At 43.7% G+C, this 16,350-nt stretch carries 13 protein-coding genes and 1 pseudogene; 5 read left to right on the top strand and 9 right to left on the bottom strand.

Features of this window, described 5'->3' with window-relative positions; genetic code table 11:
* The first annotated feature begins 4 nt into the window (after nucleotides 1–4).
* Nucleotides 5–533, top strand: a pseudogene (locus tag AC58VC_RS33035) (Gfo/Idh/MocA family protein).
* Nucleotides 497–679, top strand: coding sequence for a hypothetical protein (locus tag AC58VC_RS33030; protein ID WP_497375369.1), 183 nt, complete (start codon nucleotides 497–499; stop codon nucleotides 677–679). The pseudogene AC58VC_RS33035 and the gene AC58VC_RS33030 overlap by 37 nt, the downstream one beginning before the upstream one ends.
* 474 nt (nucleotides 680–1,153) lie before the next feature.
* On the opposite strand, the gene AC58VC_RS33025 is transcribed toward AC58VC_RS33030, so the two are convergent.
* Nucleotides 1,154–1,639 carry a hypothetical protein gene (locus AC58VC_RS33025; RefSeq protein WP_497375367.1) on the bottom strand — a complete coding sequence of 162 codons (486 nt, stop codon included), beginning with the start codon at nucleotides 1,637–1,639 and terminating at the stop codon, nucleotides 1,154–1,156.
* 284 nt (nucleotides 1,640–1,923) lie between these two features.
* On the opposite strand from AC58VC_RS33025, the gene AC58VC_RS33020 reads away from it, so the two are divergent.
* Both AC58VC_RS33020 and AC58VC_RS33015 read left to right on the top strand, forming a co-directional pair.
* Nucleotides 1,924–2,457, top strand: coding sequence for an acyltransferase (locus tag AC58VC_RS33020; protein WP_497375365.1), 534 nt, complete (start codon nucleotides 1,924–1,926; stop codon nucleotides 2,455–2,457).
* Nucleotides 2,458–2,727: 270 nt separating this feature from the next.
* Complete coding sequence (locus AC58VC_RS33015) at nucleotides 2,728–4,035, top strand: nucleotide sugar dehydrogenase (protein WP_497375363.1); 1,308 nt, start codon at nucleotides 2,728–2,730, stop codon at nucleotides 4,033–4,035.
* Nucleotides 4,036–4,114: 79 nt separating this feature from the next.
* Here the strand turns inward: AC58VC_RS33015 and AC58VC_RS33010 are convergent, their stop codons facing one another.
* The 6 genes from AC58VC_RS33010 to AC58VC_RS32985 form a co-directional block, all read right to left on the bottom strand.
* On the bottom strand, nucleotides 4,115–5,452 hold the full coding sequence (locus tag AC58VC_RS33010) for a glycosyltransferase (RefSeq protein ID WP_497375361.1): 1,338 nt from the start codon (nucleotides 5,450–5,452) through the stop codon (nucleotides 4,115–4,117).
* 495 nt (nucleotides 5,453–5,947) lie between these two features.
* A complete protein-coding gene (locus AC58VC_RS33005) occupies nucleotides 5,948–6,511 on the bottom strand; it encodes a hypothetical protein (RefSeq protein ID WP_497375359.1) in 564 nt (187 codons plus the stop codon).
* 317 nt (nucleotides 6,512–6,828) lie between these two features.
* Nucleotides 6,829–7,584 (bottom strand): IucA/IucC family C-terminal-domain containing protein, encoded by a 756-nt coding sequence (locus AC58VC_RS33000; RefSeq protein ID WP_497375357.1) that lies wholly within the window; start codon nucleotides 7,582–7,584, stop codon nucleotides 6,829–6,831.
* 36 nt (nucleotides 7,585–7,620) lie between these two features.
* On the bottom strand, nucleotides 7,621–8,634 hold the full coding sequence (locus tag AC58VC_RS32995; RefSeq protein WP_497375355.1) for an ABC transporter substrate-binding protein: 1,014 nt from the start codon (nucleotides 8,632–8,634) through the stop codon (nucleotides 7,621–7,623).
* Nucleotides 8,635–8,816: 182 nt separating this feature from the next.
* On the bottom strand, nucleotides 8,817–10,571 hold the full coding sequence (locus AC58VC_RS32990) for an ABC transporter substrate-binding protein (RefSeq protein ID WP_497375353.1): 1,755 nt from the start codon (nucleotides 10,569–10,571) through the stop codon (nucleotides 8,817–8,819).
* Between the two features lie 98 nt (nucleotides 10,572–10,669).
* On the bottom strand, nucleotides 10,670–11,467 hold the full coding sequence (locus AC58VC_RS32985) for a helix-turn-helix domain-containing protein (RefSeq protein WP_497375351.1): 798 nt from the start codon (nucleotides 11,465–11,467) through the stop codon (nucleotides 10,670–10,672).
* Nucleotides 11,468–11,686: 219 nt separating this feature from the next.
* On the opposite strand from AC58VC_RS32985, the gene AC58VC_RS32980 reads away from it, so the two are divergent.
* Complete coding sequence (locus AC58VC_RS32980; protein ID WP_497375349.1) at nucleotides 11,687–13,153, top strand: sulfatase family protein; 1,467 nt, start codon at nucleotides 11,687–11,689, stop codon at nucleotides 13,151–13,153.
* A 131-nt stretch (nucleotides 13,154–13,284) separates the two neighbouring features.
* Here AC58VC_RS32980 and AC58VC_RS32975 read toward each other — a convergent pair whose 3' ends face one another.
* Nucleotides 13,285–14,724, bottom strand: a complete 1,440-nt coding sequence (locus AC58VC_RS32975; protein WP_497375347.1) for an ABC transporter substrate-binding protein — start codon at nucleotides 14,722–14,724, stop codon at nucleotides 13,285–13,287.
* 498 nt (nucleotides 14,725–15,222) lie between these two features.
* Nucleotides 15,223–16,308, bottom strand: a complete 1,086-nt coding sequence (locus AC58VC_RS32970) for a stalk domain-containing protein (protein WP_497375343.1) — start codon at nucleotides 16,306–16,308, stop codon at nucleotides 15,223–15,225.
* Nucleotides 16,309–16,350 lie beyond the last annotated feature (42 nt).

Below are 16,350 nucleotides of genomic sequence, written 5' to 3'. Positions count from 1 at the left end.
CGATATGGAAAGGAGAGTTTGCCGTATGAAGCCTATTCGAATCGCTCTAATTGGCTGCGGTTATATAGCTGAGAAACATGTGCGCGCAATAAATGAGTTGGGTTCAGCGGCACAATTGGTCGCACTTTGCTCTGTACACGAATTCAGATAGCTGTATAAAGCAGCAAGACATTGATCTCGTTGTGATCACTACGAGTACGGATTCACACATTCCGTTAGCGCTGGTGGCTCTTGAGTCAGGAAAACACGTTCTTGTGGAAAAACCACTGGCATTATCAATTCGTGATGCCCGCCATGTGGCACAAGAAGCTAAACGACATGGACGCATTCTAGCGGTTTCGTTGCAAACACGATATTTGTCTCAAATCAAAGCGATGAAAAAAGCAGTGGATGAGGGTTGTTTTGGGCAGTTAATGCATGGCATTGTTTCTGTTCGCTGGAATAGGGACGATGATTATTATAAGTCCAGTCCTTGGCGGAAACAACGCTGCATTCGTTGGAAATCGTACTTGCCGTCTATAAGTCGATATTAGAAGGACAGCCGGTTGAACTTCCGATTCATGAATTCACAACAAAAGGCATGGTCAAGGAGGAATTGTTTGAGTTAAAACAGCACGATTTCACATCGACGCCTTGGGCGCGCAGTGCACGGGACAACGAATTGATCCCGATGCCATAGGGTAGATGTAGCACTTTCATTACGGCATTCCCCGCTTTCTCCCCATTACGACCGAGTAATTGTCCATCTGTTACAACTGATTATAAATAGCGATTAGTGATTTAGCTGTCTTTTCTAGGCTATGTTATTGCTCGACATATCGCCGGCCTTGTTTGCCAAGGTGTCTCCATCGTTTCGTTCGGGACTGCGCAGCAGATTCTTCAAAACATCGTAAATTGTATCTGGGTTGGCGCTTACAATGGGCAGCTGGGACGGATACTTAACCCGAAGATCTTCACGAATAACAAATTGTAGGTTTCCCCATTGTCATCGCTTCCAATGCCCATAAGAACCTATTCGAAGTTGGTCAATCACGATCGTAGATTTTTGATACAGCTCCAGAGCCTCGGTGTGAGGTAATTTTTCTATTAATCTGAAGTTGAAATTGACTCCTTCTTTTTTTAACTGCTTGACAGCAGCCAAAATAAATTGGGTTCATTTAATTTCCCTGCGAGACGATGCGTGGACAACTAAGGGAGTGAAGTCTTTTGACGGATAATTGGCCTGAAATTGATTTACCTCAATTGCCTGCGGTAGTACATGAATTTTTTTATAACAAGGTTCAACATAAGGCAATAATTCAAAATCATTTGCAATGGCATGGTCTATATAGGTGGATAAAGTCTTTAGGTTAGCCTGTATCTTTTTTTCGTCCTTCCAGGCGGATTTTACGCAGACATATGGATTATTGAAACGTCTCGCTATCGACAGCATGCGAGCTTCAGAACCGCGATGGTTAACAACCATTTTTTCACCTTTTTTCTTGAGTTGCTCCAAATCCCTCCTATCAGGAAAGAATGTTTCTCCAAAATGAAAATGGAAAATATCATATTTCTCCATCACTTCCTTGAAGAACACCTTTCTCATCTCGTTTGCTTTTTCCGGCGGGTATTGATCAAAATGCATTTGAATATCGGCCATTTAAGTGTAAGAGTTATTTTTAAAACTGCATGAAGTAGAGTCAATTCCCTGAGTGCGTAATGCCTGACTTAAAGTGCTAATACCAATTCCATATGGAAGGTGTAAAACTTTCAAAAGATTTTCCCCTCTCTAATGACAATCCATACTTGCAGATATATATATTTTTATTCATTAACGAACACTTGTAATATGGTTTTTACCCTAATCCCATGAAAATAGACCCTTCGGTCGGTCGGCATCGATATAAACATACATTTTTACGAGACGCCAAAAATTCAGCAATCATGAATCAAACGGAAAAAGTACCCGCTGCAAGTATCAGAGAAGAATGCATAATCGGTACATCGTCGATCATTTATGCTGACGCTCATTTGGAGGATCACGTCTTTGTCGCTGATCTGGCTACGATACGGGAAAGAGTGACGATCGGAGAACGAATGATCGTTGGCCGGGGAGTCGCTATAGAAAACGACTGTAAAATCGGGGCAGGATGTAAGCTAGAAACAAACTGTTACATTACTGCGTATTCCATGTTGGAGGACTCGGTACTTGTCGCTCCTTGTGTAGTAACTACCAACGATAATTATATGGCGAGAACCAAGGAGAGGTTCGGTAAATATAAAGGCGTTACTATCAAAAAAGGAGGCAGAGTAGGCGCGAACGCAACTATTTTGCCAGGGAAAACGATCGAACAAGATGGCGTGGTTGCAGCCGGCAGCACCGTAACAAAAGATGTTAAATCAAAAGAACTCGTCGCCGGATCTCCTGCTCGTAAATTACGCGATGTTCCAGTTGATCAATGGTTAGAAAATCAATAACAAAATGGCCGTCCCAAGTAGATTTTTTACTAAGGGACGGCCATTTAAGGTGGAATCATATCGTTTATTGTAAACCTCTCAAATTAGCTTGTTGATAGAAAATAGGCACACTAGTATTCAAAATGATATGTCGTATAACCATACAAGATGGACAATCCATGAATATATTACATAGTGCGCTATATTCCATAATTCAGCGTCATAGGGTGATGGTATTTGGTTAACAATCACACCGAATCACTGTAATTTAACATCAGGAGGAGACGAAGATTGGAAAATGAAAATATTACAAATGTTGAAACTATAGCTGTCGTCGGATTAGGTTATGTGGGTCTTCCATTAGCTATGACTTTTGTAAGTAAAGGTTATCATGTCATAGGGATTGATATGAACTCGGAGAAAATCAATAATTTGCGTAATGGAACCAGTTACTTGTCTAGCTTGAGTGAGGAAAAGCTCCGTTCGGTTTTGAGTACGGGGAGATTGGCCGTTTCAGATGACTATGATTTAATTAAAGCTGCAAATGCAATTGTGATATGTGTACCAACCCCTTTAACTGCTGATCATATTCCGGACTTGAGCTATTTACTTGGAGCTGGTGAAGAGATCAGCTGCAGAATCACGAAATCGCAACTGGTTATTTTGGAGTCGTCCACTTTTCCCGGTACGACGAGAGAAGTATTGCTGCCTTTGCTAGAAAGAAGTCATTTAGAAGTGGGGACGGATATCTATTTGGGTTATTCCCCGGAACGGGTTGACCCGGGAAATTCAAATTATTCGATTGAACAAATTCCCAAAGTAGTAAGCGGAATTACTGACGAATGTGCAAGTGCCGTATATCAATTGTACAGCCAAATCTTTGAGAAAGTCGTTCTGGTGTCTTCAACGGAAGCGGCTGAATTCACAAAGCTTTTAGAAAATACGTATAGGTTTGTTAACATTTCCATGATCAACGAACTGGCTGAAGTCTGTGATGCAATGAATTTGAATATATGGGAAATCATTAGCGCAGCAAAAACGAAGCCATTTGGGTATTCGGCATTTTATCCGGGACCCGGAATAGGGGGACATTGTATCCCTGTTGATCCTTTGTATTTGCAATGGAAGGCTGAACAATTTGGTATTAAACCTTCTTTTATTCAATTATCGGAAAAAACGAATGGTAGAATGCCTAGTTATATTGTGCAAAGAATTAGACACATTTTGCAGCTGAAGGATCAGGAATTAAGTGCTGCTAATGTTTTATTGTACGGAGTGGCTTATAAACGCGATATGAATGATGCTAGGGAGTCCCCTGCAATAGAAATCATGAAGCTGCTATCGAATGAAGGGGTTAAAGTTTCGTATCATGATCCTTTTGTACCATGCATTCAAATGGGGGGAAATGAGCTCCACAGCGTGAAGCTGACGGATGAAACACTGAGCAACGCCGATTGCATCGTTATCTTGACGGATCATTCTGGCATTCCTATTCAGAAAATCATTGATCATGGCAAATTAGTTTATGATACGCGTAATGTCACGAAAGATTGGCAGGGAAAGGCGAGTATTTATCGATTAGGCGGCGGCTCATCATAGATAATGGAAATATATGTATCCTTGAGGCCGCCTACGGGTGGCCTCATAATTTGAAGGGGGTTGAGCTATGAATCTGATTTCATATCATGGTGTTCTTTATGAGTTTTTGATAATTTTCGATTAAGTTTACCGTAGACCGACGAATATGAAAATTTTCTTGTACAAATTTTCTTCCGAGCCATCCGTTTTCAATCTGCATCTCCTCAGGGACTTCCAACACTTGTTTAATGGCGTCGACAAACAATTCCTCTGAGCAATTTTGAATGGAGCCATGATCTCCGAACCAGTAATTCCATGCCTGAGCGTAATTTTCTTTAGAAATGATTCCGAAATATCCTTTCGTTCCTACTGCAATTACAGGACGTTTGCAGGCCATGGCTTCTAAAGCAATCCTGCCAGTACCAATTACGCAATCGCTGATGGAATAAATGGATCGCATGTTGATCGTTTCTCCTAACATATGAATAAATACCTTATCCTTATTTATGTGGTTATGTGCCTGATCTGCCAGAAGCTTAATATGCTCCTCCTGTTTACCTCCGCCAGCGATTAGTAAATGTAACTCAGGAAAATGCTCTTCTCGCAGAGTCTGACTTGCAAGAATCAATTTCTCGCAGATATCCGCCTTTTCCCAAGATAAGCGACCTGTATAAAGAATAATCTGGGATTGTTCGGGAATCCCTAATTCTTTACGAAGATTAGATTGAAGCAAAGGCGGAAGGTAATCGAATTCGATCGTATCAATACCGTTAGGAATCAGGAGAACTGGTACTTGTAATTTGGGGATTGATTTTTTGACACTGGGACTAACACATATGACGGAAGAGCATTTTTGCAGGGAGTTGGCTATAAAGTTTTTATCATAGTAGGTGCCGTGGAGTGTAAAGAGAACTGGAATTTTTAATTGATTTGCGACTTTGATGGCTATTTCTCCTGAGGGAACTTGATGGCAATGAGCCACATGTATACGTTCAGTGGTGATGATATTTTTTAATTGGATGATAATCTCTTCTTCATATTCCTCGTTTTTATGAAATCTCTCATTCACGAAGCTGAGGTTATAGATAGGACACCCAAGGGCTGTAAAGGAATCTACCATTCTCCCGCTTTTTGCTGCAATGACCACGTGATGGCCAAGTTTTAATAGCTCTCTCGCTATGTTTAAAGTATGCGTTTCTGTTCCGCCGATATTTAACTGATCTAACGTAAACAGGATTCTTAATTTATCTTGTTCGTTGTGACCCTGTAATCGTTGATACGTTTGTGAATAAGCTTCGATTGGATATGATTTATTAACTTCAACGAAGCGAGGCTTTATTGTTTTGATTACATACTTAATAGGACTGCTTCTCTTTGAGTGGTTTCTGGAAGATCGACTTGTTGTTTTGTGATTTAGAGACTTTTTCTTTCTTTCCAATTATCCTCAACTCCCATTGTTCAAAATTAACGGCTTAGCTGAACCTGTACCCTTATATCTTATTTTTAGACGCAAGAAACAGTGTTAGACTCGTAACTATCTTTGATTCATTTTTAAATTGATTTTGGTCTTTGCACGAGAAGATCGGAACAAGAATTGCACACCCGATGCCGTCAAAGCCGTCTGTGTAGTTCTATTTACTTTTTTCTGTTAGTTTCCATCTAAATCATCTCTAGTGTAACTAAAACAAAGAAAAACAACAATAACACACAAAATTTACGTATATTTAACGTTCCTAAACCAATTTTCATGTAAGACAGAACTAAATAACAACAAAATCCAAAAAAAACATGTTGGATTTTCAAAGTTTAATACGTGGAGGTAGAAAAATGTTTAAAGCGGTTATTTTTGTAGTGGCAGGCACGATGGTGGATTACGGGTGCTTCGCGCGGTTGAACGTGTTTATGAAAGTTTTCCGCAGAAGGGAAATTGAAATCACGATTGAAGAAGCCAGGGCGCCGATGGGGCTGCTGAAGCGCGAGCATATCCGTGGCATTCTGCAGATGGAGCGGGTTGCATACCTATGGGAGAAACGCTACGGGCATCCGCCGCATGAGGCGGATATCGATGCGCTTTATGCCGATTTTGAACCGATGTTGCTCTCCGAAGTTGAATGGACGCCGTATCATTCACCGTACCCTCAGGCTCGGCATAGGTTGGGCTATACCAGCCCTCCGCTTGCTCGTTTTTGACGTGATACCATTCTTCATGAATCGAGTAGCCGTCATCATTGAGGGTCGTTTCGACCACGTTCAAGTCGCCCGGAGACTGCTCAGTAACAATCTCTGCATTCGAATCCGGATACGCGAATAACGGGCTAGGCTCCGTACGCTTGATGATCTTCTTGTCTGACGTGATCGGCATGCCTGGAGCAAAAGCCCATTTTGGACCATACTCCGAATCAAATTGATAAGAGCCCCAAGCAAGGTGCGGTATTCTACGGTTTGATGACGAACATCTTGCTAAGAAGCCTTCATATTGATACGTAATGTAATCCATGTGCGGGGAACCTCGGTAATAAACGACCGGGTAATAAACCCACAATCATCACTTCCTGAGGGGGAGAGAGGGCAGTTGGTCCGCCTGCTTCTAATGCCCGCGCATATAAAGGGGTTTCCGACATTAATCGAATGGTCGTCGGGGGAGGAACCTCGATTTGCCATGGAGCGGTTTTGATCCAACGATCCCCGAGATCGGTATGTATTTTCCACCAGTTCCTCGAGTGGGCAACCTGTTCAAACAGCAGACAAAGCGCCACCCGGGGAGCTGGGCGGCGCTAGTTTTAATATTTATGCTATTAACAGGGGATGTATCCCTTAATTCCTCAACTTAGGGCACGTGGAGCAGTATTCTTTGACACTGGAGACCTCATAGTAGAAGCAGCAGGTTTTGCGGACCCGCATAGGTGCAGTAGAAACAGATGTGAGTGTCGATTTGTGATAAAAACGGCTTAACGGGTTCTGTTTTTCTCCGAACAAAGCGCCAGGAGCCTGAAGAATCAAGTACTGAAAGTCTGCTCGGGACTGCTCCTGCTGTTCACCCGTTATCCCGATTCGTTTCTCGTATAATGAGAAGACACGAACCGCAACATTTTCCCATAATATTGATTTGGGCACGTTGGCCACTTTCGACATGACCGTTATCAATTTCCCTATATTCTCAGCAAAAAGAGCTGAAATAACCATATTACGCCAAATATGTCGCTCGCCAGCTTCGGGCATGATAGCACCCATATCGACAAGACTGACATGCTCCAGCCAGGAGTGACCCGGTTCAAGATAACAATTTGCGGCAGATAAATCTAGCCCCTTGTTGTACACGGTCATGGCGTACAGCAGCGGAACAGCGGTTAAGGCGGCGTACCTTTTAAAAAACTGCGAAGCTGTGATCATTCTTGACGGAGACTGTAGAAGCACTGTCAGCTGGTCCAGATAATCGGAGCACATCTCCTCGTTCAGCAGGTCCAGGGCTTTCACCGAATAAGTAGGACGAGTTGAACCATATTCACGCAAGCCAAATTGTTGGCTCAAGTAATCCCATTCATCCAGCGCGAGCTGTGACTGCTTGTTCATACACCCAACCCCCTAGTAGTCTGTGTTCAAACGAGTTTATTTGAGCGCAGCAGCGATCTGATCGATAATTAAATTGATGGCAATGGGTCCATAATAACCGATCCACTGTGCTGTGTTTTCCGAATATACATGGTTGTCCTTAACCGACTTTAGATTTTTCCAAATCGCAGATTCCTGAAATTTAGTCGTTAGCTCCAAATTCGTATCGTCCTGAAGCAGAAACATATGATCGGCAGTCAATTCTGGGAGAACTTCAAGAGAAATCATTACACTTGTATCCTTAGCGTTGTTTGCCATTTGGGGTGGAGTCAGGCCCAGATCATTGTACAAAATTTGTGAAGTTCGATGTGATGTCGTTTGGAGACGAATCATTTTATCTCTTGGTCGGATCAAGGCAACGGTTTGGCCCTTCATTTTGGTTGCCAATACCGTTTTTAGATCGCTTACTTTTTGTTTGTAACCATCAACCAACTGCTGCGCCTCTTGCGGCTTATTCAGGATTTGCCCAAACTTCAACAGTACAGTCTGCCAGTCCTCAGTGCGCTGTAAAATAATCGTCGGTGCGATTTTCACTAAATCGTCGTATATCTTATTATGGGCGTCCGTAGCGATGATAAGATCTGGATCTAAGGCAATGATCCCTTCCATATTTGGTTCCAAATAGGTTCCAAGCAGCGGGATATTGCTCATCTTATCACCCAAATACGGAGGGAGTCCGTTGTCGGTTTCAGCTATTACGCTGCCCGTCGGTTTAACACCCAGCGCGATCATTTGATCCGCGAACTGAACGTCTAGCACGACAATTTTTTTGGGTACTTCCTTGAGTGTCATTTCACCCTTCAAATGCTTGATTGTAACCGGTGCTGGGAGTTCGGACTTCACTGCGGGGCTGCTTGTTACGGACTCATTATTCTTAGTTTGAGCTTGGTTCGTCGCTTCTCCCCCAGCATTAGTGCTGCTTTGATTGGCGTTGTTTGAGCATGCGCCCAGAAAGATAACCAGACTGACTAACAGGCTAAAGGTCCATACGAACTTGATTTTTGGATACATATGATATAATTCCTCCACTTTTTATTGAGAATGAGACTCATGATCACTTACAATACTATAACGATTCGTTCGGTTATCTTCCATGGATATTTGCGCCAATAAGCCATGGATTGTGGCGACAACAAAAACACTGTTGCTCGGATCAGCGGATCCGGAACAACAGTGTGTATATAAGAACGGGATTATTTTGCATCCAATAAAACTTTTGCCACTTGATCGACCACCTGGTTCATCGCGATAGGGCCGTAATAAGCAATCCAAATGCTCGATTTGGCTTGATAAACATGTTGCTGCTGCACGGCACGAAGATTTTTCCAAGTCGTCGTGGTCTGGATCTCATCCGACATCGCCTTAAATTGGTTGTTGGTCAATACGAAGTAATGGTCCGCATCCACCTCTGTTAACCCTTCCAACGATATCAGGGAACTGGTTCTTTTGCGGTCAACTGCTAGCTTCGGCGGATGCAGTCCGAGATCGGTGTATAGGATCGCCGCCGTACGATGAGCACATGTATGCAGCCTAATTGAATTGTCCAACGGTCTAATCATCGTTACAGACTGCTCATGAAGCTTGGCCGCAAGTAGTGATTTCAGCCCGTTTATTTTGCGTTTATATTGCTGTAGGACTTGTTCCGCCTCAAGTTTCTTACCCATAATCCGCCCAATGGTTCGCAATGTTTCTCTCCAGTCGCGATTTCGCTCGAGCATGATGGTCGGCGCTATTTGCGTGAGGCTTGCATACAAGTTTTGCTGAACCTCGGTGCAGATGATCAGCTCGGGTGCCAATGAACGCAGAGCTTCGAGATCGGGTTCACGCATCGTGCCCAAAGGCTTGACGGCACGAAGCTTTCCGAACAGATACTCTGAAAAGCCGCTAAGATCATCGGGGTCCAGGACGCTGCCAGCCGGCTGTTCACCTAAAGCTAGCATATGGTCCATGAACTGGGGATCCAGCACAGCGATTTTCTCAGGCTGCCGCTGAAGCAGAATCTCGCCTTTAAGATGAATAATCGTCCGCAATAAGCGACGGACAGGTGCATCCAGTGGATCCGACGTTGCTTTCTTTTCGATCAAATGAATGTTCTCCGGTTCATCACCCCTGGCTTGTTGAATCGATTCCCGATACATGCTTGGAGAAACGCCCGTATAACGTTTAAATAATCGGCTGAAATAATAGTTATCTATATAACCGACTGCTTCGGCGATATCCTTGAGTCCTGCCTTCGTACTACAAAGTAGTTCCTTGGCTTTGTCTATACGGATCTGCATCAGGTAGTCAATCGGGCCAAGACCCAGCCGTTTGTTGAACATTCGCTGCATGGTCCGAGAGCTGCTGTTGAATAACGTTGCAAGTGTGTCTGCTGTGATCGATTCGAAATAATGTTCATCCATATATTTGACTGCCTGCAGCACCATATCAGGTGAAGGTTGCTCTAACTGTTGGTGCTGCAGTTGTCCCATCAACTCGCAAATGAGTTGATAAAATAACGATTTCACCTGCAGCTTCGCCATCGCTTCCGGCTGTCCCCATTCCTGTTCCATACGGGATAAAAGGATGAGTAGCGGAGCAGCATGACTGAGTACAAAACCATATTGGATATCAAACGGTTCCGTACGAGTCAGCAACTCAAGCACATCTTGGCTGCACGGCATGGGCAGAATGGCTTTATACGAAATGATGTAATATTCTAAAGGGTCGGTGACGTCCATAATAGAAAGAACTGTACCTTTACCAGCATGACATACATATCCATTCTCAACTTGGTGCTCATCTCCGTCCAGATGGAGTCGAGCTCGACCTTTTACCGTGTATAATAGAGCACTCGACAGAAGCGGGGATGTGTGTGAATACTCGCCGATCGGCAGTTCGGTCCGCTGCACATCAATTATTTTCAGAGATACGAGGTTCCAAAGTATAAGGTGATTTTCCACAATCATAGCGTGATATCAGCTCCTGTTAGGTCCATCTTTTTCCCTGAAGTTATTCTATTATTTTAACACTATCATGCAGACCATCGTACATAATCCTTTTTTTGTTAAAATAACTGCAGTGATGGCGGGTACGATCCCGATTGCTTATACGCCGTGGGAGACATGGAGGTATACTTTTTGAAAATGCGGAAGAAATAAGAATGATCGTAATAACCTAAATAATTAGAGATCTCAGTTACCGAAAGGTCGGAATTCGTCAGCAAATTGCAAGCTTCCTTCATACGCAGCAGGTGAATGTATTGAATAGGTGAGACGCCCATAACTTCGCGAAACATCGATATTGTATAGTTGGACGAGCGGTGTATAAGGGCGGCAAGTTCATCGATATGTATGGGCTGTCTGTAGTGATCGACCAAATATTTTTGCAGTTCGTTCGCAAGCTTCAGCTTGACAGGAGTTACTTCCACTAGTTCAAATTCACGTGCGGCCATTCCGACTAACTCCTGTAAAATTCCGTTGACAAAGTATCGAGTGAATTTGCCGTCACCGACGACTTCGAGATAAAGCTTTTCGAATCGTTGCTTAAAATACTCGAAATTACGGATTTTACACTTGCTGAATTGACTTTTTCCGAAAATAGGAAGTTCTTCCGAATCCTCTTCGCCATGATTGAATAAGATGGTGAATTTTTGATGCTCACCTTCATAATTTTCACCTGTTCGCAACGAGTTAACCGGTATGAACAGCAATTCTCCTTTTTCCCCAATCACAGTGCGATCGTTGATGGTGTATTTAACTTTACCGTCAATCATTAATACGAGTACATTATGATTTAACAACATCAGATTAGTACGCCAGTTCGGAATGCGGTTATCAAAGTGTATGGAACGTAGGGACAACATAGATATGAAAGTTCCTTTCAGACAATATACCTAGACATTAGCAGTATACATGATAATATTCAATAATCCTTATATTAATAAGCTTTTAAAATATAAATTAGAAGAGAATTGTACACATAATCCATATAATATGCATGGACTATTCTCTAGTGCGTTTAGTACTATTCTCATTAAGGAGAGCGTTTTCAATTTTGAATTTTACTAGAAGGAGAGAACGAGATGAGAATATTGTTGCTTGATTTGGACGCCACCAGACCCGATCATTTGGGGTGCTACGGCTATCAGCGAAATACGTCGCCAAACATTGACAAAATTGCTGACGAAGGAGTCAGATTTTCGAATTACTATACGTCAGATGCTCCATGCTTTCCTTCGCGGACAGCGCTTATGACCGGACGTTTTGGCATCCATAACGGAGTTGTCGGACATGGTGGTACAGCCGCTGATGTTCGTCATGAAGGAGAGGATCGTCAGTTCCGCAGCCGCTTAACGAGTGAATGTTTCCCAGCTTTATTTCGCTCCGCTGGCATGAAAACGGCTCTCATCAGTCCTTTCGGTGAAAGACATTCGGCTTGGACATTCTATGCCGGCTTTAACGAGATTCATAACACTGGAAAGGGTGGCATCGAGTCCGCCGAGGAGGTCACTCCGGTCGTTTTGAATTGGATTGAGCAAAATGCGAAGCAGGATGATTGGTTCCTGTATGTGAATTATTGGGATCCGCATACCCCGTACCGCGCGCCGGAGGAGTTCGGCAACCCGTTTGCGAATGACCCACTGCCCGCGTGGATAACGGATGAGGTACTGAAGGAACACACCACACGTAAGGTTGGTCCACATAGTGCTCGTGAGATCAGCATGTTTGATAATAAAACAAATCCGAAATTCCCGCGCCACCCTGGAGATTTCACCGACCGCGAGGGATTGCGCCGTGTCATTGACGGTTACGATTGCGGCATCCGTCATATGGACGATCATATCGGGATGTTATTCAGTGAGCTGGAGCGTCAGGGGGTAATGGAAGACCTCGTCGTGATCATTACTGCCGACCATGGTGAGAATATGGGTGAACTCGGGATCTACGGTGAACACGGAACCGCTGATCAAGGCACCTGCCGAATTCCGATGATTATCCGTTGGCCGGGTATGATGAAGAACCATTTGGATGAGGGCCTACACTATCATCTTGATATTTTACCGACGATAGCTGAGCTACTAGGCAAGTCACCGGCTCCGTCGTGGGACGGCACTAGCTATGCTGCGGCACTGCAGACAGGCGACGCCTGCGGCCGGGACTATCTGGTGGTATCGCAATGTGCACATGTTTGCCAGCGCAGTGTCCGCTTCGGCGATTATTTATATGTGCGGACCTATCATGATGGCTATCATTTATTTGACAAGGAGATGCTCTTCAATTTGAAGGAAGATCCGCACGAGCAGCACAATCTTGCGCAGACTGAGCGGAGTCTATGCAAAGATGCGGTGTACTACCTGAATGAATGGCATGACGCGATGATGGAATCGATGGAGTTCGATAACGATCCTCTATGGACGGTTATGAAGGAAGGTGGTCCTTACCACGCTAAGGGTCATCTGCAGAGCTACATCAGCTGGTTGGAACAGACCGGGAGGGCGTATGCAATTCCTGAGCTTAAGCGCCGGCATCCGGCGGAATTCCTTGGCTGAAGTGGAGTTTAAGCTTTGGTGCCATTGTTGGACGAAAAGACTAGACCCAGTACTTTATGGTACTGGGTCTAGTTTTTTTATGTTATTGCTATATAGTACCGTCTAATCAATGGATTACACCAGTTCCCGAGTTATTTCTGCTTGGACTGAGCCTCTTTCAATGCATCATCCGCTTGTTTGGCTTGCAGTAATTGCTCTTGACCTTTATCTTGAATCGTCTTAAGTGCCTCGTCAGCTGATTTCTTCCCATCGATGACAGCCTGAATTTCTTGATTGGCAAGCATACTGAATGGCTGGTAGAAACCGCCTGGAATTTTCTCGTAGCCTTTATAGATCGTATCTGGATTTGGTTTCAGGAGATAAAATGGTTCCAGATTATGACCGTCCCGCTCTTTCGCGTAAGTGGTGCGAGTCATCAGACTGCTCGAAGATTTGGACATGACTCTAGCGAATTCATCACCGTTAATATACTTAATGAATTCCCATGCTGCCCGCGTATTAGCTGATTGGGCATTAATACTGAACACATTGGATACAGAAACAGTGGCAGAAAAGTCCGGATTTTGGGGATCAACGGGAACCGTGACGATATCCCAATTGATGGACTTCACATCTTTCAGATGGTCTTTAACCTGTTGCAGATTTTGCATCTTATAACTGCCATCAATCGTCATTGCAACCTTGCCCGTAGCGAACAGATCTTGTTTGAGATAGTCCTCGTACATGCGTGGAGCGTTAGAGTCTGTGTTTTGATTTTTGGGCACATACAACGCACCGGATTTCAGAGAGTCGACGGTAAGTTGAAGAACCTTCTTCCAGGCATCTGTCTGGATCGTCACCTTCATCTGATCGGGATCGATAAAAGTCAGACCCAAAGTTGAGCCGATACTGTTCATAATTTGATAAGCGACTCCTTCAGTCATGTAAGAATTAGAAGAAAATCCATAAATTCGCTGATCTCCTTGACCATCGGTTGGGAATCGTTTGGCAAGATTAATGACATCTTCCCAGCTCATCTTGTTTTTCGGAAGTTCTATGCCATACTGCTCGAAAAGATCTTTGTTATAATAAAGAGCTTGACTGTAGAAGTCTGGTGAAAGTCCATATAATTTGCCCTCGCCTTTAAGCCTGATCGCATCCAGTGTAGCTGGGAGGATTTGCTCCACATCGAATTTATCCTGCTTAATGATATCGTCCAGTGCATACAGACGTCCTTTTTGCACGAGCTTTTCAAGCTGGTCGGTACCGCTAACCAGGAGAACATCCGGCTTCTCTTCATCGATGAGAGCATCAAGCGCTTCCTGAGGATCTTTGTTGGGACCATAAATTCCTTGATTAGAGATGACTTCTACATCAATATTCGGATTTTTGGCCATGAAAAGATTACCGTACTGTTGATAAAAAGAAATTTTATCATAATACATCACTTTAATCGTTGCCTTCTCGTCTTTCCCCAATTGCTTAAGTGATCCTTCTTCTCTTGATGTACCGCTAGTTTTCTCTGAAAAATTACACCCTGTTAGCGAGGCAGTTACCACAATCGCAGCGAGTGTGCACATCCAACGTTTCATTTGATTCCCTCCATTTTCAATTCTACCAAATATTGCTATAATTCTTTCGCTATCATACACATATAGGAGTTAAAATACAAATAATGACAAATTTAGTAGAGTTGAAGAAGGTTGCAATATGAAACTGAAAAAATAAAAAGAGGCTTTCCCAAAAGTCATCAAATGACTGAGGGAGAGCCTTTTGTGCGCTTGGCAGTGCCGCCTTAGATTAACGGGAAATACTACCGCTATTTAATTGAGTAACACAGCTACTGGATGAATAAATGGAAATTCTCCTGTTAATGGGGACGATTAAGCCAGTAAGTAGGTTAATTGGAGTGAATTAACGGTATTTTTTCCAGTTATTTGATTTTTAAGGACGGAATTGGTTGAAATAACGGGAGTTTTCCCCGCTAATCGCTGCAGCTCCATAAGAAAGAGGCTATCCCAAGTCATCCAATGACCGCGGGACAGCCTCTCTTTTGAACTGTCGGGAGACAGCCTCTTTTCAGTAATCAATTATCTTCTAGCGTTGAAACCAACAAAAGCTTTCGTGTTGAAATCGAACACAGCTGTCAACGGTCCAAGAAGCTCGTCTTGGTCTGTGTTGTAAGTAACCGTCACGAAGTTACCGTTCGCAGCTTGAACGTCTGCGAGCAATTTCTTCTGCTCGTCTGTGGAAGCTAGTACGCCAGCTTCTTTAGAGGAAACGATTTGAACAGCTGCTTCGTCTTGTTTCGTTGTAATATGGGACACTTGCTCTTTCACTTGCGCCCATGCCAAGTTGCGGTACTCCTGAGCTGCCTCTGGGGACATTTTCGGAGTTCCAGTTATTGGTGATTGAGCCTGAACAACAAGCAGGTACACTGGACTTTGAGGAGGAAGGCTTTTCGTCTCCATTGGTCCGTAGTAAGCTTTGACTTTCGTGCCGGCTTTCAGGTCCTCCCAAGTCAGGGATTCTCCTTGGGACGTCATGACGCGAGTTTCTTTTCCTGCGTTCAGTACCAAACCATCTAATTGAACTTGCCAGCCGTCATCCGTATGTTTCACTTCTTTAATTGTATCTTCTTTGACCAAACGGTCTGCGTATACGTTAATGTTTACGGCTTGCGCTTGACCTGGGTAGCTCATCGCCATGGCTGGTCCGAATTCGGCGTCGATTTGAGTGCCGGCTTTCAGATCGGCTACAGTCAACGTTTTACCGTCTAAGCCCTTGATCGCAGTGGTTTTATCAACGGTTAAAATGACCCATGTGCTGCCAAGTAGCTCGATGCGAGCACTACCGTCTTCTTTAGCCTGTACGCTTACAACTACACCGGATGCACGAATCAGGTCAGCAACCTCAGCTTCATCAAGCTCGATTTCTTTGTTAGCTTCATCATATTTTACCGTATATCCGAGCTGAGTTGCAGCATCGCGCACGGGGAGATACGCTTTTCCATCGATGTAAACAGGTGTAAGCGCGCTGTCTTGTCCGTTAACAACAATTTTTACATCCTTTTGTAAGTAACCTGTAACCTTTTCTACCAAATCTTCCGCTCCGACTGCGGCCGTTGTGCCAAGGATTCCAGCCAAAGTTAATAGTACTGTTAGTTTCTTTTTCATATGATAAAGCTCCTTCCGGTATTTGAAATCTTGTAGTAATGA

This window comes from Paenibacillus sp. J22R67, from assembly GCF_059692175.1.
The sequence above is the reverse complement of the archived record's forward strand: the minus strand, read 5'-3'. Positions and strand labels throughout refer to the sequence as shown.

What these genes read in the sequence shown, in the direction of transcription:
- AC58VC_RS33025 (WP_497375367.1), bottom strand. Translation starts at nt 1,639, where the DNA reads ATGGCCGATATTCAAATGCATTTTGATCAATACCCGCCGGAAAAAGCA.
- AC58VC_RS33020 (WP_497375365.1), top strand. Translation starts at nt 1,924, where the DNA reads ATGAATCAAACGGAAAAAGTACCCGCTGCAAGTATCAGAGAAGAATGC.
- AC58VC_RS33005 (WP_497375359.1), bottom strand. Translation starts at nt 6,511, where the DNA reads ATGGATTACATTACGTATCAATATGAAGGCTTCTTAGCAAGATGTTCG.
- AC58VC_RS33000 (WP_497375357.1), bottom strand. Translation starts at nt 7,584, where the DNA reads ATGAACAAGCAGTCACAGCTCGCGCTGGATGAATGGGATTACTTGAGC.
- AC58VC_RS32995 (WP_497375355.1), bottom strand. Translation starts at nt 8,634, where the DNA reads ATGTATCCAAAAATCAAGTTCGTATGGACCTTTAGCCTGTTAGTCAGT.
- AC58VC_RS32990 (WP_497375353.1), bottom strand. Translation starts at nt 10,571, where the DNA reads ATGATTGTGGAAAATCACCTTATACTTTGGAACCTCGTATCTCTGAAA.
- AC58VC_RS32985 (WP_497375351.1), bottom strand. Translation starts at nt 11,467, where the DNA reads ATGTTGTCCCTACGTTCCATACACTTTGATAACCGCATTCCGAACTGG.
- AC58VC_RS32980 (WP_497375349.1), top strand. Translation starts at nt 11,687, where the DNA reads ATGAGAATATTGTTGCTTGATTTGGACGCCACCAGACCCGATCATTTG.
- AC58VC_RS32975 (WP_497375347.1), bottom strand. Translation starts at nt 14,724, where the DNA reads ATGAAACGTTGGATGTGCACACTCGCTGCGATTGTGGTAACTGCCTCG.
- AC58VC_RS32970 (WP_497375343.1), bottom strand. Translation starts at nt 16,308, where the DNA reads ATGAAAAAGAAACTAACAGTACTATTAACTTTGGCTGGAATCCTTGGC.